The organism is Microcoleus sp. A2-C3 (assembly GCF_036706065.1).
In the GTDB taxonomy this organism is placed as follows: domain Bacteria; phylum Cyanobacteriota; class Cyanobacteriia; order Cyanobacteriales; family Microcoleaceae; genus Microcoleus.
Map to the genome: position 1 here is coordinate 159,722 of NZ_JAUBVX010000005.1, position 22,624 is coordinate 182,345.

At 47.6% G+C, this 22,624-nt stretch carries 7 protein-coding genes and 1 pseudogene; 4 read left to right on the plus strand and 4 right to left on the minus strand.

Annotated features, from left to right (window positions below; all coding sequences use genetic code 11):
* Positions 1 to 603: 603 nt before the first annotated feature.
* Positions 604 to 1,203: a DUF3172 domain-containing protein gene (locus tag QUB66_RS05280; RefSeq protein ID WP_265233353.1), complete on the plus strand. Its 600-nt coding sequence runs from the start codon at positions 604 to 606 to the stop codon at positions 1,201 to 1,203.
* 34 nt (positions 1,204 to 1,237) lie between these two features.
* Here the strand turns inward: QUB66_RS05280 and QUB66_RS05285 are convergent, their stop codons facing one another.
* From QUB66_RS05285 to ppsA, 4 genes are all read right to left on the minus strand, one after another.
* Complete coding sequence (locus QUB66_RS05285; protein WP_332966594.1) at positions 1,238 to 2,047, minus strand: AMIN domain-containing protein; 810 nt, start codon at positions 2,045 to 2,047, stop codon at positions 1,238 to 1,240.
* Positions 2,048 to 2,443: 396 nt separating this feature from the next.
* Entirely contained in the window at positions 2,444 to 8,998 is a 6,555-nt protein-coding gene (locus QUB66_RS05290; protein ID WP_332966592.1) for a DUF4347 domain-containing protein, read from the minus strand.
* Positions 8,999 to 10,283: 1,285 nt separating this feature from the next.
* Positions 10,284 to 10,604, minus strand: coding sequence for a DUF6464 family protein (locus tag QUB66_RS05295; protein WP_265233356.1), 321 nt, complete (start codon positions 10,602 to 10,604; stop codon positions 10,284 to 10,286).
* Between the two features lie 384 nt (positions 10,605 to 10,988).
* Positions 10,989 to 13,466, minus strand: a complete 2,478-nt coding sequence (ppsA, locus tag QUB66_RS05300; RefSeq protein WP_332966590.1) for a phosphoenolpyruvate synthase — start codon at positions 13,464 to 13,466, stop codon at positions 10,989 to 10,991.
* A 668-nt stretch (positions 13,467 to 14,134) separates the two neighbouring features.
* On the opposite strand from ppsA, the gene QUB66_RS05305 reads away from it, so the two are divergent.
* The 3 genes and pseudogenes from QUB66_RS05305 to QUB66_RS05315 form a co-directional block, all read left to right on the plus strand.
* A complete protein-coding gene (locus tag QUB66_RS05305) occupies positions 14,135 to 20,620 on the plus strand; it encodes a PAS domain S-box protein (protein ID WP_332966588.1) in 6,486 nt (2,161 codons plus the stop codon).
* A 107-nt stretch (positions 20,621 to 20,727) separates the two neighbouring features.
* Positions 20,728 to 21,966 carry a hybrid sensor histidine kinase/response regulator gene (locus QUB66_RS05310; RefSeq protein WP_265233359.1) on the plus strand — a complete coding sequence of 413 codons (1,239 nt, stop codon included), beginning with the start codon at positions 20,728 to 20,730 and terminating at the stop codon, positions 21,964 to 21,966.
* 273 nt (positions 21,967 to 22,239) lie between these two features.
* Positions 22,240 to 22,470: pseudogene (locus tag QUB66_RS05315) on the plus strand (sensor histidine kinase); the annotation flags it as partial.
* Positions 22,471 to 22,624: the final 154 nt, after the last annotated feature.

Genomic DNA, 22,624 nt, shown 5'->3' on the forward strand with positions numbered 1-22,624 from the left:
CGACGCTAGTCCCCTGCCCTGTCGCTAGTGGTTAAACAGTTTCAAGGTCACTGAAGCAGTGCTGCTAGCCTAACAAGCCCTGATAGCATTGACCGACAAGCGAACATCACCCCGCAAGGGAGGCTCTAATCGAGCAAACATTATGCGTACAGGGTTACAAGGTTTGAGACGATAACTGTCCCGTCGAAAGTGCATTACAAAAGTACACCAAACCAAGTAACTCCAAGGCGGTAATGGCAAGAAAGATTCAAGGCGGTTGAAACCGCCGAGTCGTTTTCTTCTCAGGTCTAAAGACTCTGAGTTTCCCACTTACCGAGTATTTTTTATGATAGGGCTTGTATCTCATTAATTTCGGTCAATAATCTTGAGCCGGGATTGCTCCGCTGTGCAAGAGTATCTCACTTTCAGTTATTTTATTGAAATCTTCAAATTCAAGCAAGGTTGTAGCCTGGTCGATCGCTCGCCGTGAACCACACCAAACGCAGATCGGCCGTCCTGGGCTCGTAGCCGCGACCTATCTAGCGCCATAATAATAGAAAGGCAAGATCGGTTAAAAATAAAAAACTACTACCTGTTAACTTCCCAGAACGGACTGAACATTATATGAAACGTAAACCTAACTCCTACAACGACAGAGACAAATTCGGTGGCGACCCATTCCGAGGAGACGAAGACTCCGGCTCATTTGGCGGACAATCGCGACGACAACCTCAGTCTAACAAACCCTCTTTCCTCAATTCCGCCACCCTAGGGATTTTAACAGCCGTGTTTATTCTGGGAATTGGGATTGGGATTGCCTTCAGTTCCACAGCGACAATTAGCCCAGAAAACGTAGCATCCAGGGAATTTATCGATCGCAGCGCCCCGAACCCGGAACTGTGCGTGCAGTTTGGAGCCAGCGCGATGGTGACTGATATGCGCCTCTTCGTTACCCTCAACCCGTTCAACGTCTACATCTCCCAGCCGAGTATGCGTCCCGGATGCGTCCTGCGAACCAATAACTGGGCAATTCTCGAACAAAGAAAACTGATCAACCAAAATCAAGTGCGCGAGTGCAAAAATCGCATGAACACCTTTGGCTTCACCGGCCCTCTGGAAGGTCAACCGGAAATTAACTGTATTTACCAAAACGACGGCGCTAAAAACTTGTTCCTCAACCAACCGGGTTCGACAGCTCCAGCGACAGAAGGTCAAAATTTCTAACGGCGAGGATCGGATTATCGACTGAAAGCAAGTTTTAGCGCAGCGGTTCACCAAAGTCGATAATCCGCTGTTCAGGCGCAGCAGGACGGCGTACAGGGGCAGAACCTACCCCCTTGGGTCGGTTAACCGGAACCCTGACTAAAGGCACATTTATCGGTCGGATTTGGTCGTTTGGAGTTGACTGCCGCAAAGAGTTTTGCTCGTAAGTTATCACCTCAGCCGAGGCTGGTTGGACAGGCGCGATCGCAGCAGTTGAGTTAGAATCTGTCAGAGGTTGATTAGGCGGTACTTGTATTGCAGGCTGTGCTGGCGTTTCGAGAGTTGCCTGATAGGAAGCAGGCTCGATCGATGGACGCAACACCCAGCGATTTTCTCCGACTCTTTGGAATTTAATTTGCTCACCGTTGAAAGCCACTCCTGGAGCCAAATTTACCAAAATTCTGGCGCTTCCTGATGGCAGTTGAGTCACCCCCACGGAATGCACATTGCCTTGCGGGTATAGTTGAGTGACATCAACGCCGATCGTAGTATTGGGCAAATCCACAGCAATTTGAGACGGGTTGAGTAGAGAATAGGTGGGAGTTGTTCCCTCTGGGAGAGTAATTTCTAGCTGATTTGTGGCGGGATCGAACTGCCAACTGGTGATTGTAGAAGCATTGGCTGGTTGCTGTGTGATTTGCACAGTCGCAACTGTGGTGGCTGCTGCTATGCTCAGGGCGATCGACACAGAGCCGAACCATGAGCGTAAAATACACTTAGCAGTCAATTTGTGTAAGTCTGCCCAAAATTTCGGCGGTAATTTTTGGTATTGCATGGGTGCTGGGTGAAAGTTGAGATTTAACATTAATTGTTCAGTTGACAGTTGACAGTTGACAGCACTTTACCTGGTAGGAAGAGGATTGAAGCAATGAATAGTCTTATTTTAATTTCTCCCTCAAAGGGAGAGGCTTTAAACCAATTCTTTCTGGTAATTTCGGAATTGTCAGTTAAAAAAAAATTACCTAATGCCAACAGATACGCATTCATAATTATTTTTTCCCCTTCCCCTTAAACTAGCATAATTGCGCCACAAACACCCGAATTAAAACTGGTAGTAGTTGCCCGAAGCAGGAGTAATTAACATGAAAAAATTAACTAAATGGAAATTACTGGAATCGCGCAGTTAGTTGCGTAGTCAGAACTTTAGCCCGCATTCAGTAGAGGGCTAAAGTCCTTAATACTAACCTTTCTGAGATTTGTATTACCGAGAAACAGTCACAAAATCCAGAGCAGTAATCGCATTGTTAGCCCCAAAAACATTAGCTAAAACCTCACCAGTAGAGGCTAATTGCAGGACGGTGCCGTTCGCCGTGGAGTTAATTTGCAACTGAGCAAAACTCAAGCCACCAGCTAAAGCAAACTTGTCGATTCCTACTTCAAAATTGAGGACAGTATCGATACCACTGTTGCTATCTAACACAAAACGATCGCTCCCACTAGCTCCAATTAAAGTATCCTCTCCGCCGTCGCCAAATAGCCAGTCATCCCCTGCACCCCCGTTGAGAATGTCGCTATCTTTCCCTCCGTAGAGAGTGTCGTTACCGTCATCACCGTTGAGAGTATCTTGGCCTTCATTGCCGTATAAAAGGTCGTCGCCGCTGCCACCGTTGATGCAGTCTTGCTGGCCGTTTGCGCCCACGGGGCCTCGCTCGTTTTCCCCGCGATCGCCAAAAATGGTATCATTGCCATCATCGCCGCACAAAATATCGCTGCCACCATCGCCGTACATCAAGTCATCGCCGGCATCTCCGTGCACCAAATCGTCATCCTTGCCGCCGTGAACAGTATCGTTACCAAAACCGCCGCCGAGAGAGTCGGAACTCTCACCGCCGTTGAGATAGTCGTTACCGTCGCCCCCAAACAGCAAGTCGCGGCCGTTGGCATCGCTGACTAACTCGTTTTGCAAGCCGCCGTAAAGCGAATCGTCTCCCTCGTCGCCGACAAGGGTGTCGGAACCGAGTTCGCCCCAAATCAAGTCATTGTCTTTGCCACCGTAAGCTAAATCATCGCCTTTGCCGGCAAAAATGCTGTCGTTACCGCTACCACCGCCGATGATGTCGCCACTATCATTGCCGAAAATTAAGTCGCCTTCAGATGTGGCAATTGTGGTCGCAACAGCAGTACCGTAGTCGCCGATGATGGTATCAAAACCTTGATTGCCGTAGAGAGTGTCGGAACCAGTTTCGCCAAAAATGCGATCGCCCCCTTTGCCTCCATAGGCCAAATCCCGGCCGTTACCACCGAGCAAAGTATCGTCACCTTCTTGGCCGAATAGTAAGTCATTGCCATTGCCTCCAAACAGCAAATCTTGCCCGTCTGGGTCGCTATCTAGGGAGTTGAGGACGCCGCCGAACAGCGAATCGTCCCCGCTGTCGCCGTAGAGGCTGTCACGGCCCTTATCGCCGAAAATTACGTCTCCCTCTTTGCCCCCGTAGGCGATGTCTGGGCCTTTGCCGGCGAAAACAATGTCGTTGCCTTGATTACCAGCGATCGCATCCCCTGCTTCGCCACCGAAAATTACGTCGCCGTCATTGCCCGTGAGGTTGATGTCGTTGCCGTTGTCGCCGACGATCGTATCCTCACCGCGATCGCCAGACAATAAGTCCGCACCGCGATCGCCAAAAATGCGATCGTTTTGTTTCCCGCCGAACACCACATCATTTTCTTTGCCCGCGTAAACGATATCGTTGTCCTGATCGGCAGCGATGAAATCTGCCCCTTGGTCTCCGAAGACGATATCGGCGCCGCCTTCACCTAAAACAATGTCATCCCCAGCTTCGGCAAGAAACAGTTCGTTAGCGTCGTTCCCGCTTAAATAGTCATTTCCGGGAGTGCCGAGGATCGTGTTTTGGATGTAGGTGAGTTCTACGGCGTTGGAGTCGAAGTTGAGTATTTGCCCTGTCTGGGGTTGGATAAATGCGATCGGGGCCAGCAAGGGCAGTGGTTGGCAACCGCAGCCAGTATCCGGTTCGGGAACTCTGCCGAAAATAGGCGTCGTAGTCGGCGTCGTAGTCGGCGTCGTAGTCGGCGTCGTAGTCGGCGTTTCTGTTTGCCCGGGTGTTGGCAGAATACCGCACACAGTGGCAACCCCCAGACTTGTAATGCCGAGGTTGTCCGTAGCGCTATAGGTGAACTTGGCTCCTGTGAAACTGCTACTAGACTGAAAAAACAACTGGGTAATTTGATCCGGCGTCAAAACTTGACCGGGTGTAACCGGGACTCCGCCCTGGGTTGGGTCGCCCAAGAACAATGTACCTTCATTGGGTGGCAACAGGGTGTTGATGGTGAAGGAAACAACCGTGCCGTCGTGGTCTGTTCCTCCCAATCCGGTTATTTTGGCGTTGCTTTCCGGCAACAAAGTAACGCTGGAGTTGTTGGCTACTGGCGGTTGGTCAACTTTAGGCGGAAACAGGTTTACTGTCGCAGGGGCGGGACTGATGCCACCGCTGTTGTCCGTGGCGCTGTAGGTAAAGTTTGCCCCTGTGAAAGTGCCCGCCGACTGGAAGAACAACTGGCTGATTTGATCTGGCGTCAAGGCTTGACCGGACGTGACCGGCACTCCTCCTTGAGCCGGGTCGCCCAAGAACAGGACGCCTTGATTTGTTGGTGGCAGGGTGTTGATGGTGAAGGAAACCACAGTGCCGTCTGGGTCTGTTCCTTTGATTCCCTTGATGGGTATGGTGCTGTTGGGCGGTAATGTCGTGTTGCTGTTGTCCGCTACCGGAGGTAGGTTGGCGGGTTCAGTGGTCGAGCTGACGGTGGTGATGACAGTGGCATCGGGTTGGGAACCGTTGTTGTTGTTGGGGTTGGGGTCGGAAGTGGTCGATCGGCTCTGGGATATACTTTTGATGCCGATCGCTGGAACAACTAAAGTTACCTGGCGGTTTGTGTTGCTGCCGCTAGCCAAACTGGGAATAGTTGGGAAGGTGACAACCCCTGTAACTGGATCGTAGGTGCCGTTATCGGACACCTTGACTCCCGTTAAACCCGGAATGATGCTTTCAGTAATCACTACGTTTTCAGCAGCATTCGGTCCATTGTTGGTGGTAGTTATAGTATAAGTAACTGAACTACCAGCAGTCGTAGATGTGAGGCCAGTCTTGGTAGTCACCAAGTCTGCACTACCAGTGACAGTAACCAGAGAAACGGCGGTAGTGACTTTGGCGGCGGCAGAGGAGCCGTCATTATTGCTGAGGTTTAGGTCGGGAGTAGTTGATTTGCTGCTGGAAACATTGGTGATGCTGCCACTGTTGGGGACTGCTAAAGTAACGGTACGGGTAACGCTTTGACCAACGGTCACGCTGGCGATCGCCGGAAAATTAACTACTCCTGAGATTGGGTCGTAAGTGCCCCCCTCGGAAGCCAAAACTCCCGTTAAACCTGGAACAATGCTGTCGGTGATGGTGACGTTGGCCGCGTCGCTAGGCCCGATGTTTGCCGTAGTAATTGTATAAGTGACAGATTGCCCCGGCTCTGCCGATGTGAGTCCGCTTTTAGTGGTAACGATGTCGGCACTAGCAAGACTGGGGACTGTGCCGATCGTAGTGTTAACACTGGAATTAGGGTTTGTACCGTCGTTGTTGCTTGAGGTGGGGTCGGGAGTAGCTGAGCTGCTTCTTGCCGTGTTGCCGACGGCACTGATGCTGGCTGGGGCGATAAAGCCGATCGTCCGATTGACTGTAGTGCCATTGGCGATCGCCACAGCCGGGAAAGTCACAATCCCGGTAACTGAGTCATAGGTTCCACCCTCGGATGCTGTGACTCCTGTTAACCCCGGAATGATGCTGTCAGTGATGGTGACGGCTTCTGCGGAACTAGGGCCATTGTTGACTGTGGCGATCGTGTAGCTGACTGTGGCACCAGCAGTAGTAGCTGTGGGCCCACTTTTGGTGGTAACAATGTCAGCAAGAGCACCGATCGTAGTGTTAACACTGGAATTAGGGTTTGTACCGTCGTTGTTGCCCGGCGTGGGGTCGGGAGTGACTGAGGTGCTTCTTGCCGTGTTGCGGACGGCAGTGAGGGTGGGTGGGGCGATAAAGCCGATCGTCCGAGTGACTGTCTGGGCGTTGGCGATCGCCACGGGGCCGAAGCTAATAATCCCTGTCGTTGGGTCGTAGATGCCCCCGTCGGATGCCGTGACTCCCGTTAACCCCGGAATGATGCTGTCAGTGATGGTGACGCCTGCTGCGAGACTAGGGCCATTGTTGACTGTGGCGATCGTGTAGCTGACTGTGGCACCAGCATTAGTAGCTGTGGGCCCACTTTTGGTGGTAACAATGTCAGCGCTGGGAGTGAGTGTGGTGGTAACAGACGAGCCGGTTGGAGTATCGTCTTTGTTCGTTGCGGAGCCGTTGTTGTTGGTGAGTATCGGGTCGGGAGTCGCTGAGCTACTCTTAGCCGTGTTGCTGATGGTGGTAAGGGTGACTGGCGGGACAAAGCTGACGGTTCGCCTGAGAGTACCTGCATTTTCCAGCGTCGTCACTGCTGGGAAGGTGACAATGCCCGAAACAGGGTCGTAAGTACCGCCCTCCGATATACTCACTCCTGTTAACCCCGGAATGATGCTGTCACTGATGGTGACGTTAGTGGCTGGGTCAGGCCCGTTGTTGGTGGTGGTCAGGGAGTAGGTGACGGTTGACCCCATCGCACTGGTGAGAGGGCCACTTTTGATAGTAACGAGGTCGGCAACTCTATCGGCGACAGTAGTCAGAACTCTACTGATGGGCGTTGAACCGTCGTTGTTGCTGAGATCGGGGTCGAAAGTCGCAGCAGTGCTGGATGCAACGTTGGTTAATGTGCCGCCGCTAACTAAATTAGGTGGCAAACCAACTGTCAGCGTATAAGTGACGGTTTGACCGACATTGAGAACGGGAATTTTCGGCCAGGTGACATTCCGCGTGACGTTTGAGTAAGTGCCGCTGTTCGAGGCAATGACAGTAGGAACTGTTGATGATGACGGAATTAATTCCTCTGGTATTTGGTCTAGAACCAAGACTTGTTCAGCGGGCGCTGTCCCCCTGTTGGTGGTTGTGATGGTGTAGGTAATGCTACCCCCAGGCTTGACGGATTGCGGCCCATTCTTGATCGTAACAACGTCAGCCGAGATACTAGGAGGATTGACAGTTTCAACTACCAGGTTTTGAAGTTCGTGAAGGTTGTTGGCGCTTCCTGTGGAACTGCCAAAACCAAATTTGAAAGTAGGCGGTATTGGGATTCCGTTGGTGATTGCCAAGTTGCGAATGTCGATCAGAGTAGTTTCGTAGCTGCCGTTAAGATCCGTATCAAAGGCAACGGTGAGGCGATTGGGATTGTCCCGATCGTTAGAGGGATTCAGTGTAACTTGAACGGATCTTTTCGCTGCCGTGCGATCGGTCGTGATCGTATTGCTAAAGTTAAAATTGGGTTCGGTGAAGTCAATACTGGTAGGAATGTTATCGATGCCCAAGGGAGCAAATGCTTGGGTTAAAAACGGGTAATTATTCTCTTGCCTGCCTCTAATTGTTACTGAATCCGGTCTCACCAAACGCGGATTGGAGGAGCCGGGAACCGGATCGGGAGACGGGCCAGCTCGCCCTTCCGTCGGTGCTGAATAATTGCCAAACTCGTCAAAGCCAACGCCTAAATAACCTCCCTCAATACCGGGTGTGGCCACGGTTCCATCTAGTCGTTGAGCGTAGCCCAGAGAACCGCCATAACCCCCTGGCTTGTCTGGCGATGCAGTACCGTTAATGAAGAAGAAACCAATGCCGTCCCCAGGCTGATTGCCAGTAAAATAACCCACGGGTTCATTAATTTGCCGATTGGAACCGTAGGAATAGAAATCAAACCTGACAATCAGACCGTCGCTTGAAGGAATGGGGTTGTTGTAGAGGACGAAAGCCTCCCGCCTGTCTTGTGATGCTGGAGTTAATTGCAGAACGCCATTGCCAGGAATATCCCCACCTAAAGCCGGAAGTAAGCCTGATACTGTTCCTCCAGTGATGCCTGGTATAGATTGCAAGTTAGCTGGAATCCCGCTAGTCGGATCGTACAGCACCCCGTTAGTGCCTCGGTAGAGCCAAGGCCCCTTCACTGTCGAGTTCTTGAAAGTTTCGTTAACTAATGTGCCGAGCACGTAAGTGTATGCTTCGAGCACTTCTTTTTCAATGGCAATGCTCGCTTTTATTTCCCCGATCGCAAATTTTAATTCCCAATCGCCGCCTAGTGCCGCACTCCCCGTCAAGCCGTCGTTCGCTGCAATATCTGCACCAGTAATTTCGTTCAGCCGCCGCACGAAGGCTTTGCCGCTTTCTCCCGCTGCGACGCTGCACCCGAATAACAAGATATCTCCTCTCTCGCTGAGGGCCTTTCCCCACTGCTGCAACAAATGGCTGTAGGTTTCTAAGTTGTCTCCGCTGAGTTCGATCGACCCTAGTTGCACTCGGGCTTCTCGACCGTGAGACACTATCTGAAGGCTTTCTAAATCTCTGCAATTAGCCAGAATTCTAGTAATTTGCTCGACTCCATCCCGTGTCGAATCTAGTACAAATACCTCTGTATCGGCTGTTGCTCCTCTTGCCAAGTTGTCGCAGTTCTCTACTCTCGAATCGATGAACAGTAAATTTTTTACAGTCCCGGCTCCCACCGACTCGGTGAAAAGCAAAAATTCTCTGTGGGGCTGCCCAATTCCCGCACTGCTACCGGGTTTTTTGGACAGGAAACACTCCTCTGCTTTTACTTTTTTTATTTGTTTTTCATGAGGATCAGTTGCTGTCATTGGAGATTTTTTGGTAGCAATGCTTGCGGTGGTGTCACCTGCTTTGTGGGTTGAGAAAATTGGTTGGTTACAGATGGTTCGCATGGTAGAATGACCTGACTGATTGTATATAATATGCCCAGTTTAAGATAATAAAAGCCGCCTCTTTACAACGTTTAATTGCAGAGCTTGAGGCTCTGGTGCTTGACTGCCAGAAAGAGGAATAGGCAAATTTTATCCATCACAAAGCTGTGCTATCTTGCTATTTGATAACATTGCAAAGATCGCCGATGCAAGCGCTAAGGATTGAGAGTTTAAACCCCCACAATCTATCTATCGAGTGATATTTTGCCTTCGGCTTTGGGCTAAGGAGTGTATCTGTTACACGCAGATGTTTTACATCCCGCCGTAGATAATCACAGAAATGCTCAAAAATTTACTTGATGAGGTTTTCTGTAGATCGTCTAATGCACTTTAATTGCAGAGAAATTTCACCATTTCTGGATGCAGAAACAGGGTTTTATGGACGAAAAAAATTCGTTCCAGCCCTCGCTACCAGTAAAAAGCCTACTGGTTGAGCGAAGTCGAAACCCCGTTTCTTTGGTTCTGGTGCGCCAGCCCTGTTCACAAGAGCAACCAGACCTTTATTAGGGAGGAAATTACTAGGGAGTGCTGGCCGTAACATAATTTGGCCGGCAGTGACCGAGGTGTTATTTAATTGAAATATACATACCCTGTATCGACGAGGCGTCTTAAAAATTTATGAATTGTAGTCTGGAGACAACAATCAAGGTTTGAGACTGCTTTGCTGCGATCGCAAAAACAGAATATTGTCGCCCACCAGCAACTTCTCAAATTGTCACACTTAGAGTCTAGCGGGTTTTTGTTTGAGGTAAATCAAGAAGGACAATTGTTCGTGCAGAATTTTTCATGATGTTTTGGAGAAATCGACTTGCAAATTTGCCTGTCAGCTATTTGCGATTTTTATTCGCTAATTTTTTTAAGGGCAGGAGTTACGCTCAGGAGACGATAAGCCTGATTTATTCCTAGATTTCTGGCCCCCCAACCAAGGTTTATCGTCTAAACCTGGTTTCGGATCGTAAGTCCTCAACTAGAAAAACACTGACTGTAATCCCCCAGTTACGGCAACTGTAACCCAGCAATACTGCTCGATTAGGTTTTTATTGCTGAGTTTGGGCGCGGCTCGTTTTGAACAAGCTCCAGCAACAATCCTTACACGTAAGTATATATTAACTTATTGATGACTACATCCGCAAATATGCGTATATACAAGCCCCAATACAACCTATATCTTTTCACCGCGAACGTCAAGAGTTCTGGCTTGGTAGTACCGACAATCTTGACAGGGCCCAGCAGGATTGACAGCGCAGCGAATGTAATTAGAGCGGGCGTTATACTCGCAAGTGATATCGCCGATCGGATAACCGAGACCTTCTACGTAAGTGCGATCGCCCATTGCTAGTTCATTTCGCAGCGGTCTATTTGCTACCGCAAGTTGTGCCGCCGCAATTCTGGCGCTGGCTTGACTTTGGGCAGAGCGCATCACCCACAAAGACACCAGCGACGGAGCTAAACCTATGAAAATAATCAGGAGAACTGTAAACACATTTTCAGAGCTTTTGTGGAGAATATTTTTTTTAATTTAGATGATCGGCAACAGAAAATTATCCCCGAAGAGACGGTTTTAAATCAGAAAAGTTCCCGGAAAAGTCTCAAACTATGCCTGTGCGTTAACCGTTTGCTGGCGATCTATGGCGATCCATGAGGAGGTCGATCGCTGTTGGCGCCGATGAGGGGTGTTCTGGATAAGTTTGTAGTCAGGAGTTTAGGCATCATAAAAATCGGATAACTTTAGTCCTCACTACAAACGGAAGATCGGTTATTTTAGAGATTTAGATATGAGAAACCGGGTCTAGATCAAAAACAACCAAGCCCGAAAATGGCGCAGCTATTGTTTGAAAAACCCGGTTTCTATCAACAACAAAAACGGTTAAACCTTAGCAACCTCCCCCGCTAAATCCATCAACGAACCCGCACCTTCCACCTTAGCAACATCCAACAAAGTCTTCAAAACCGAATCGGGATTCAAACTAATCGAATCAATTCCCAACTCAACTAAGAACCGAGCAAACTCAGGATAATCGCTGGGGGCTTGGCCACAAATCCCTATTTTGCGATCGTACTTCTTGGCGGCTTTAATCGCAATTTCTATCATCCGCTTGACAGCTTCATTGCGTTCGTCAAAGATATGCGCGACTAAAGCAGAATCGCGGTCTAATCCTAATGTTAGCTGAGTTAAGTCGTTGGAGCCGATCGAGAATCCGTCAAAAACCTGGGCAAATTCGTCAGCAAATATGACATTGCTGGGCAATTCGCACATCACATACACCTGCAAGCCATTTTCGCCCTTAACTAAACCGTGTTTCGCCATCTCGGCCAACACTTTTCGCCCTTCCTCCGGCGTGCGACAAAACGGAATCATCGGAATCACATTTGTCAAGCCCATTTCGTCGCGAACTCGCTTCAACGCAACGCATTCCAAAGCATAAGCTTCGCGGTAATTCGGGTCATAATAACGAGAAGCGCCGCGCCACCCGATCATCGGGTTTTCTTCCTTGGGTTCAAACTGCCGCCCTCCCAAAAGATTAGCATATTCGTTGCTCTTGAAATCGCTCATCCGCACGATGACTGGATTTGGATAAAATGCGGCGGCAATTGTGGCAATTCCGTGGGCTAGTTTGTCGGTGAAGAAATCGGGTTTGTGTTGGTAAAGCGCTGTCATTTCTGCAATTTCTTCCTTGACTGATTCATCGGTTAATTCGTCAAAGTGAATCAGTGCCAGCGGGTGTGCTTTAATGTGATTGGCAATGATGAATTCCAGCCGCGCCAAGCCTACGCCGTCGCAAGGAATTGCTGACAAACCAAAAGCTTCTTCTGGATTTCCCACATTCATTAAAATTTGAGTGCGGGTGCGGGGCAAATTCTCGATCGCAGTTTCTTGAATTTCAAAAGGAAGCAAACCGGCATAAACTTTGCCTTCGTCTCCTTCCGAACAAGAAACAGTGATTTCTTGATGGTTTTTCAAGATTTGGGTGGCGTCGCCGGTGCCGACAATGGCGGGAATTCCCATTTCTCTGGCGATGATCGCGGCGTGACAAGTGCGGCCGCCAGAATTGGTGACGATCGCACTTGCTTTTTTCATAATCGGTTCCCAATCCGGGTCTGTTTTGTTGGTGACAAGAACTTCTCCTGATTGAAATTCAGCGATTCTGTGAACATCTAAAATCACGCGGGCTTTTCCTTGTCCGATGGCTTCGCCAACGGCGCGTCCTTTTGCTAAAACTGCACTGATACCTTGCAATTTGTAGTTGCGTAAAACTGTAGCCGACTTTTGAGATTGTACTGTTTCGGGTCGCGCTTGGACGATAAACAATTCGCCTGTATTGCCGTCTTTTGCCCACTCAATGTCCATCGGGGTATAAGTCCCGCGCACTTTGGAGTAGTGTTCTTCTATGACTACTGCCCACTCTGCTAGTTGCAGAATTTCATCATCTTGTATGGCAAATTTATTTTTTTCGGCTGCGATCACCGATACGTTTTTGGTGTATTTAGAACCGCCGATATCGTACACCATTTTGAGTGTTTTGCTGCCGAGGCGTTTGTCTAAAATCGGGCGAAAACCTTGTTTTAATGTTGGTTTAAAGACGAAGTATTCGTCGGGGTTGACTGCGCCTTGGACGACGTTTTCGCCTAATCCGTAGGCGGCGGTGACTAATACGGCGTTTTTGAATCCGGTTTCGGTGTCGATGCTGAACATGACGCCGGAGGATGCTAAGTCCGATCGCACCATTTTTTGCACGCCGACAGATAAGGCGACTTCAAAGTGGTCGAATCCCCGCTGTTGGCGGTAGGAAATCGCTCTGTCGGTGAATATGGAGGCGAAGCATTTGTGACAGCATTCGAGGACGCCAGCGCAAGCTTGGACGTTGAGGTAGGTTTCTTGCTGTCCCGCAAAACTGGCGTCTGGTAAGTCTTCGGCGGTGGCGGAGGAACGCACTGCTACGTCTGTATTCTCGCCGTAGCGATCGCACAGTTGATCGTAAGCATGGGCGATCGCCGTTTGCAAGTCTTGCGGAAACTGTGTATCCAGAATCAATGCCCGCGCTTGCTTGCCTTTTTGTCGCAGGTTTTGGAGATTTTCTACGTCTAAATCGGCAAAAATTGCGCGCAATTTAGCTTCTAAACCCGCTGATTCGATGAAGTCGCGGTAAGCGTGTGCTGTAGTTGCAAATCCGTTGGGGACGCTGACTCCTTTGGGGGTTAACTGTTGAATCATTTCCCCCAATGAAGCATTTTTTCCGCCTACTAATGGGATGTCGGCGATGCCGACTTCATCAAACCACAATACCAAGGCTTTGTCTTTGGGAATTAAAACTTGTTTTTGTTGATTTGCTAAATTTTCCAGCATTGCTTTTTTCCTCTCAACTTCAGCTCAGTTCGGTCAAAGGACAGCAAACAAATGACAGCAAACAAATGACAGTAAACAAAGGCCTGTCAATGTCTTAACGTAGTTTTGTTGCAAAAATTATCGAGTTTTTTTCTGAGGCTGTATCCAGCAGAGTTTTTGATTGCCTCTATTTCAAGAATATCACTTTTTTGCTAAATAGCAAGACCTGTGGAGAAAATTTATTTGATTGCAAAAAGTAAAGAAATGGTAGCGGGGAGTTTCTGTAAGCTATTATAAAAAAACAAGTAGTAAAAATGTGCAGGTTGAACATAGTTCCTACCGATTTTTTGCGCTGCGCAGTGGTGCGGGGATATTGCTCGGATTGCGTTGATAGCGCAATCTACGGGCAACAAAGGGTCGGTTCGAGGAGGGCGATCGGTTGTCCGGGGCGATCGCCCAAAAAACACAACCGAGCAGCTTGGGTTCCCAGAAAAAGCCGAGATTCTAAAAACCGTAAAAGTTTTACCTGTGAGTGGGTTTACCTACTGAAAACACAAACCCAGTCGATGTAGAACATTGTAATTGTTTAACCAAATAATTTTTCTGTGTTTGCTTTCGTTTTTTAGGGCTTAAATTCTTTGTATGCTATAATGGTTATCTCAACTGCCTTATGACAAATAAGAAGGTATATGATATCAGTTTTGAGCCCAGCCGCAAAGCGAAACGGCTTTAAAATTCTTCTCGTAGAAGACAATCAAGCCGAAGCCGATCTGATCGAAGAATTATTATTAGAAACAAATGTCGGCAGAGCTAAATCCCAAAGGCTGTCAGTAAGCTGTACAGACCGTCTCAGCAAAGCGCAGCAACTTTTGCTCGGCGAACATTTTGATGTGATTTTACTAGACCTTTCGCTGCCCGATAGCCAAGACTTAAGTACAATTGTCAAAATACAAGAATACAGCCTAAATACTCCGATCGTCGTACTGACGGCCCGCAACGATGAAAAACTCGCCGTGCAGTCAATCCAAGCCGGAGCTCAGGATTACCTAATTAAGCGAAAAATCGACAGCGAAGTGTTAATGCGATCGCTCCGCTACGCAGTCGAACGGCAGCACAACCAAGAAGCTTTGCAAAAAAGCGAAGAAAAATATCGCTCGGTAGTCGAGAATTCCCTCGTCGGAATTGCGATTATTGCTCCTCCAATTTCCCCCTCCGAACCCGAAAAATGCCAGTGGTTGGAAGTTAATGATGCTTTGTGCGATTTGCTCGGATACGAGCGGCAAGAAATTCTGCACCCAAATTGGGATCAGTCGGGTTTTCCTGAAGACAAAACCGCCAGTTTAGAGCAGTTAAATAAAATTTTGGCAGGACAGAGCGAAGGCTATGTTTTAGACAAAAGATGGCGCAAAAAAGACGGAAAAATAGTTTATACGAGAGTTTCCCTGCGCTGTATTCGCGGCCGAGACGGCTCGATCGACCGGATGATTAAAGTAATTTTAGACGTGAGCGATCGCTATCGCTACGAAGCAGAACTAAAAGCATCAGAAGAGTTTTTGAATCACACGATCAATGCTACTCCCGACCCAATTTTTGTCAAAGACGAGCAGCACAGGTTTGTCCTATTAAACGACGCTTTTTGCGAGTTAATGGGAACAGGGCGCTCGGAACTAATAGGCAATTCAGGCTATGACTTTTTGCCCCCAGCAGAAGCCGATTTTTTTGAGCAACAAGACGAGCAAGTATTGCAAAGAAGCATTCCTGAGCAAACGGAAGAGACTTTTACAGATAGCGCAGGGCAAGAACGCATTATCTCTACTAAAAAAACAGTCTTCAATAAAGCTGATGGCACTAAAATGTTGGTCGGAATCATGCGAGACGTGACTGAGTACAAGCACCAGCAAATAGCTTTGCAGGAAAGCGAAGCTCGATTTCAAATCATGACCGATAATGTGCCGGGAATGATTTATCAATATCGGCTTTATGTAGATGGTAAAACATCTTTTACTTACGTTTCTTCGGGGAGTTGGCAGCTTTACAATTTACACCCTGAAGAAATAGAAGAAAATGCTGGCTTGGCTTTTGCAACTGTTCACCCCGACGACATCTTGGACTTGCAGCGATCGATCGCAACTTCAGCGGCAATCCAGCAACCTTGGCAACACCAGTGGCGGCAAGTTGTGGGAGAGCGAGTGAAATGGCTGCAATGCGCGGCGAAACCGGAAAAACAAGCCAACGGCGATATAATTTGGGACGGTTTGGTGATGGATATCACTGAATTAAAACAAACCCAGCAAGAGCGCGATCGCTTCTTTAATATTTCCCTAGATTTACTTTGCATTGCAGGTTTTGATGGCTATTTCAAACGCTTAAACCCCGCTTGGTCAAATCTCTTAGGTTACAGCATAGCCGAACTTATAGCCAAACCTTTTCTAGAATTCTTGCATCCCGAAGACCGAGTAATAACTACAGCAGCAGTAGAAACACTAAAAAACGGCAACCCTGTTCTTAACTTAGAAAACCGCTATATTTGCCGTGATGGTAGTTATAAATGGCTGTCGTGGACGGCATCGCCCTTTGCCGAAGAAGGTTTAATTTATGCAGGGGGCCGCGATGTGACATTGAACAAACAAGCTGAAGCTGAATTACGCAAGAGCGAAGCCACCAACCGCGCTCTTTTAAACGCGATACCCGACATGATTTTTCGCTGTCGCGCCGACGGTACTTTGGTAGACTTTAAACCCGCAAAAGACCTCCAGACTCTCGTATCGGCAAACATATTTATTGGCAAAAAAGCACAAGACATATTGCCTGCTGCTTTTGCTAACAAGATTTTGTCCGGCAATCAACAAGCGATCGACACCGGCGAGATTCAAGTTGTAGAATATCAACTGCCAATTAAGGATGCACTGTGCGATTTTGAAGCGAGAATAGTATTCTGCACTGATGACGAAATTATCGCGATCGTCCGCGACATCACCCGCCGCAAACGTTTCGAGTCAAAACTCCAGCGACAAGCCGCAGCAATGGCAGCGGCTTCGGAAGGTATCGGCATTATCAATGCCAGCGGAGAGGTGATTTATGCCAACGCAGCTAAACTCAAAATCTATGGTTACAATTCCCTCGAAGAAATGTTGGGGAAAAGTTGGAAAATGTTTTATGAAGGTGCAGAATTCCAAAGGTTCGAGCGGGAAATTATGCCGGCTTTAGCCCGCCAAGGTTATTGCAACACTGAAGCAGTAGGCTGCCGCCGCGACGGCTCTCAATTCCCTCAAGAAATGTCGTTGACTGTTCTGCCTAATGGCGAAATAATTTGTATTGTTCGTGATATTACTGCGAGAAAAAAAGCAGAAGCCGATTTGGAAAATAGCAAGCGGTTCGGCGATCGCATTGCTGAGGCCAGTCCTAATATGTTGTATGTTTACGACTTAATAGAACAAAAAAATATTTATGCAAACGCTTCTATATACCACATTCTCGGCTATACAGTTGAGGAAATTCAGGCAATCGGGCCGTGGATGATGTCAACTTTAATCCACCCGGAAGATTCAATCAAAATACCTGATTATTTACAGCAAGTCGAAACGGGTACCGAAGGGGATATCTTTGAAATTGAATATCGAATCAGGCACAAGGATGGTTCTTGGCGCTGGATTGTGAGCCGAGATACTGTATTTGCGAAAACAGCAGAGGGCAAGTTAAAACAAATTCTCGGCACGGGAACTGATATTACAGAAAGCAAGCAAGCAGAAGATGAAATCAAGCTGTTGCTGGCAGCAACTCAAGCAATTAGTCAGTCGGTAGATTTTCACAGCGCCCTCCCAGATATCCTGCGGTTGCTGTGCACTGCGATCGGCTGGAATTTTGCGGAAGCTTGGATACCGGCTGCTAACGGTACTGTTTTGGAATACAGCGAAACTTGGTACGCTAGCGATCGCGATTTAGATAGGTTCGGCTGTGAAACTAAAAAAATTAGATTCGCTTCTGGAGTGGGAGTGCCGGGACGGATTTGGTCAACCCGAAATGTAGAATGGATTGAAGATATTTCTAGAGCCAAAAATCATCTTTTTGCCCGGACGCAAATGGCGGAAGCAGTGGGATTGAAAGCTTGTTTCGGAGTGCCAATTCACGCTAGCGGACAAGTGCTGGCAGTTTTGGTATTCTGCAAGCGCGCTCGATCAATTATGGAGCCGCGGATAGTAGAGTTGGTTAAGGCGGTAGCGACTCAGTTAGCTGCTCATATTCAGCGCAAACAAGCCGAAGAAGAATTGCGTAAAAGCGAAGAACGTTGGCAGTTGGTTCTCAAAGCCAATCAAGACGGAATTTGGGATCTGAATCTTCAAACAAATCAAGCTTTTCGATCGGCTCGCTGGCAAGAAATTATCGGTTACGCAGACGGCGAAATCGACAGTTGCAACAGCGAATGGATCGATCGCATTCATCCAGACGATCGCTCACGAGTGCAAGCAGCGATCCAAGATTATCTCGATCGCCAAACCCCCCATTACGCCGCTGAATACCGCTTGCAGTGCAAAGACGGCAGCTACAAGTGGGTGTTCGCCCGCGCTCAAGCAGTCTGGGACGAAGCCGGAAACCCCCTGCGGATGGTGGGTTCGATGACTGATATCAGCGATCGCAAAGCAGCAGAATTAGCTTTGCTGCGGGTCACTCAAGCCGTGGAAAGTACCAGCGATGCGATCGCGATCGCCGACTTGAAAGAGCGGTCTATTTACCACAATCAAGCCTTCATTCAGCGTTACGGCTATACGGTGGAAGAACTCAACGATCTAGGCGATCGCGCCGCCCTTTACGTCCGGCCTAAAAGTTACAAGAAAATCTATAAAAACCTTCGCCAAGGTCGCTCTTGGTGCGGCGAAGTTGCCCTGCGAACTAAGAGCGGCGAAGCTGTTACCGCTCTGGTGCGAGCCGATAGCATTAAAGATGTAAATGGCAATTCGATCGGCTTAATTGCAGTGATTACTGACATCACAGAACGCAAAGAATCTGAAGCAATCTTGCGCCAGCAATTAAAGCGTGAACAGTTGGCCGTAGCTATGCTGGAACGCATTCGCTCTTCTCTGAATTTAGCAGAAATTCTCACCAAAGCTGTCGAAGAAGTGCGGCATTTTTTACAAGTAGACCGCACTGTTATTTACCAATTCAATCCTGATTGGAGCGGCTTTATCGCTGTTGAGTCGGTTGCCGAAAATTCCCTACCAATTGTGGGAATGGAAATTTACGACCCTTGTTTTGGAGAAACCTACGTTACTCTTTACCAAGAGGGCAGAATTAGAGCCACAGATGATGTTTACAATGCTGGCCTCGCCGACTGCCACTTGAGTTTGTTGGCTCGGTTCGATGTGAGAGCCAATCTGGTAGTACCGATTTTGCAAGGCGAAAAATTGTGGGGGCTGTTAATTGCCCACCACTGTACGGGCCCGCGTCCCTGGCAGCAATTTGAGGCAGAGTGCCTGAAACAATTGGGGGTGCAGTTGGCGATCGCCATTCAGCAATCGACCCTATTTGAACAAGCACAAACCGAAATTGCCGATCGCAAACAAGCAGAAGCCGCCCTGCAATTAGCTAAAGAATCCGCAGAATCCGCCAACAGTGCCAAAAGCGACTTTCTCGCCAACATGAGCCACGAATTGCGGACGCCTTTGAACGGTATTATGGGATATATTCAACTGCTGAAATCCGATCGCAATTTAACAGCCGAACAACAGGAAAGCTTGCATAGCGCTCACCAGTGCTGCAACCACTTACTGACGCTGATTAACGATGTTTTAGACCTAGCAAAAATCGAAGCTAGTAAAATGGAACTGTCTGCCACAGAGGTGGATTTACCGAGTTTAGTAAAAAGTATTGTTGACTTGTTCCAAATGCGATCGCATCAAAAAGGAATTGTCTTTAATTACGAGCAGGTGTCGCCGCTACCCGACTGCGTTTTAGCTGACGAAATAAGGTTGCGCCAAGTTTTGATTAATTTGCTCAGCAATGCGGTTAAGTTTACTAACAGCGGCGGCGTGACATTCAAAGTCGGTTATGCAGAAGATTCAGCCGCGAATTCGACTTTGATAGCGGAAGTTGCCACTCCAACAATCAATTTAACTGCGAATTTAGACGACGCACAGCAAGTGTCTCTCGCGCCGTTCTTCACACCATTCGCGCCGGAAGCTCAAACAGCAGCAAATATCGGCGATCGCGCCCCAAACCCTAAAATTTGCTTTCAAATCGAAGATACTGGCATTGGTATCGAGCAGGATAAATTAGAAGAAATATTTTTGCCTTTTCATCAAGTGGGCGATCGTCACAATTTCGTCGAAGGTACCGGACTGGGACTTTCCATTAGCCAAAAAATAGTCAACATGATGAGCAGCAAAATTCGCGTCCAAAGTACCCCCGGCAAAGGCAGCATATTTTCGTTGGATCTAGACTTGCCCGCAGTCGCCCAGTCTTCTCAACTCCCCTCCGCGCCAGAAAAACGCCGGCTTGTCGGTTTTAGCGGCCACCACCGCAAAGTGCTGATCGTGGACGATAACGAAGTAAATCGCGCCATGCTGCACAGGCTGCTTTCTCGTTTGGGTTTTGAAATTGCCCAAGCCACAGACGGCGAAGACTGCTTGCACAAAGCACAGGAATTTTTACCGGATATCATTTTAATGGACTTACTGATGCCCATCATGGACGGTTGGGAAGCTACCAGGCGGCTGCGACAGTTGCCGGAATTAAAAGATGCGGTTATCCTTGCTTTGTCCGCTAGCGTTTACGAGACTACGAGGCAAAAGAGCATACTTGCAGGTTGCGATAATTTTCTCACCAAGCCGATTCAAACTAACGAGCTTTTAGAACTGTTGCGCCTGCATTTGAGACTAGAATGGATTTACGAAGACGGATCGGAAACCAAAAAGCGGAAACCTCAAACTCGCAAAACATCACCTGAGATGGCTGCTACTGACTCGCAGCAATCTCAAACGATGATCTCTCCTGCCTCAGAGTCAGTCTTAAGTTTGTTAAGATTGGTTGCAATGGGCGATATTGAAGCTATTCTGGAGGAAACTACTAACCTCGAACATTCTGACCCGACATTGGTGCCTTTCGTTCATCATCTGCGCCAACTTGCTAAAGGATTTCAGCTCAAGCAAATTCGAGATTTTTTGAAACAACATTTGTCCTGAAATTGACGGTAGCTACAGGTTTCTAGAGCTACAAAAAATTCTTTGAATCGGATTTCAAGTCACAGCCGACAACTCACAACTCAATAATTTGAATATTTCCCTTGAATATGAACAATAAAAATTCCGAAAGAAGCATCATACTAATTGTCGATGACAACCAAACAAATCTTGACGTACTTTTCGAGCTGTTGAGGAACTACGGGTTTAAAGTATTAGTGGCTCTAGATGGCGAAAGTGCGATCGAGCAAATTGAGTATATTCATCCAGATTTGATTCTTTTGGACATCATGATGCCAGGAATTGACGGTTTTGAAACTTGCCTGCGTTTGAAAGCAGACCCGTCAACGCGAGACATTCCCATCATCTTCATGAGCGCCCTTTCCGAGACGCTTGATAAAGTAAAAGGCTTTCAGACAGGAGCCGTTGACTACATCACTAAGCCTTTCCAGCACGAAGAAGTGTTGAGCCGCATTGAAACTCACTTGACAATCCGCAACTTGCAACAAAGACTCGAAGAAAAAAACCTCGAACTAGCCCACCTCAACCAAAACCTAGAAAGACTTGTCGAACAAAAAACCAAGCAATTAATCGACCAGGAAAAAACAGCCATCATCGGACGTTTGACTCAGGGCATGGTGCACAACCTCAAAAGCCCGCTACAAGTAATCCAGACTAGCGTCGATTTGATTGAAACAAAAGCCACAAAAATTCAAGAAGACTCTCTTTTCAATTATACCAAGTATATTTTTCAAGCTGTCACAAAAATCAATCAGATTATGGATAATCTGATGATGAAAAGCAGAAAAGAACAAAACCAAGATTTGCATCCTGTAAATATCAACGATTTAGTCCAGCGAGAAATTCAGCTATTAGAAGGCAATCTGTATTTTAAAAATAAGATTAGAAAAAAATACTTTTATGACGAACAAATTTCCAACCTTCCCTTAATTTATTCCTATATATCTCAAATTTTTTATAACTTAATAAATAATGCAATGGATGCTATGTGGGCAAAGAAAATGCGGGAACTAACTATCGTGACTCGGCAAGACGACTCGAACATATACATGGATATTGCCGATACCGGATGCGGCATAGCACCTGAAGATTTGTCAAAACTTTTTGACCCTTTTTACACATCAAAGCCGCCTAAAGGTGAGGAAAAAATCGAAGGCGAACCGACTGGAACTGGTCTCGGACTTTACACTTGTATTGAACTTTTAAAACCTTTTAACGGCGAGATTGCTATTAGCAGTAATGTCGGTCAAGGCAGCGTGTTTACAGTTGTTCTGCCGAAACAGCAGAAAACTTTATCGACTCAACAGAGTAAAATTCTGTCCGATTAAACAACTATAATTAAGTTCATAATTGGGTTCGTAGTGAGGACTTTAGTCCTTCTTTATTCACAACAACCGCTTGAGTTTTGCTAGCATGATCCATACATAAGGCAGACAGGGAAATGCTCGATCGCACAATCAGATCAGCGGTAGACTCCAAACAGCCGTATCATCTAGAATACCGGATTGTGCGCGGGTGCCGTAGGTGTCGGAAAGAGGCAGGGCGTACCATCCAGAAGGGTTAGTTTTGTGGCTCGATGGAGCGATTTTTGATATTACCGAGGCGGGGGGATACCGGAGTCGGTGGGATCGAGGCTGTTTGACCAGTTTTTCACGACTAAGCCTGTGGGCAAGGGCACTGGCTTGGGATTGTCGATTTCTCACTCGATTGTAGTCGATCGCCACGGCGGCCGATTGAGCTTTATTTCGACACTGGGAAAGGGAGCGGAGTTTTTGATTGAAATTCCAGTGCGATCGAATTTAACTGGTACGAGTTCAAATGTAGGCGAATAAATTAGGAATTGGCAAGTTGACAGTTGACAGTTGACAGTTGACAGTTGACAGTTAACCTGGAAGGAAGAGGATTCGAGTAATTAGGGCTTGCTGAATAATTGATCGCTTTTTGGTGATCGGGAGTGATCGATTATTCAACCAGAGTTAGACATGA

Coding starts and splice junctions, on each gene's coding strand:
- QUB66_RS05280 (WP_265233353.1), top strand. CDS start 604: ATGAAACGTAAACCTAACTCCTACAACGACAGAGACAAATTCGGTGGC.
- QUB66_RS05285 (WP_332966594.1), bottom strand. CDS start 2,047: ATGTTAAATCTCAACTTTCACCCAGCACCCATGCAATACCAAAAATTA.
- QUB66_RS05290 (WP_332966592.1), bottom strand. CDS start 8,998: ATGACAGCAACTGATCCTCATGAAAAACAAATAAAAAAAGTAAAAGCA.
- ppsA (WP_332966590.1), bottom strand. CDS start 13,466: ATGCTGGAAAATTTAGCAAATCAACAAAAACAAGTTTTAATTCCCAAA.
- QUB66_RS05305 (WP_332966588.1), top strand. CDS start 14,135: ATGATATCAGTTTTGAGCCCAGCCGCAAAGCGAAACGGCTTTAAAATT.
- QUB66_RS05310 (WP_265233359.1), top strand. CDS start 20,728: ATGAACAATAAAAATTCCGAAAGAAGCATCATACTAATTGTCGATGAC.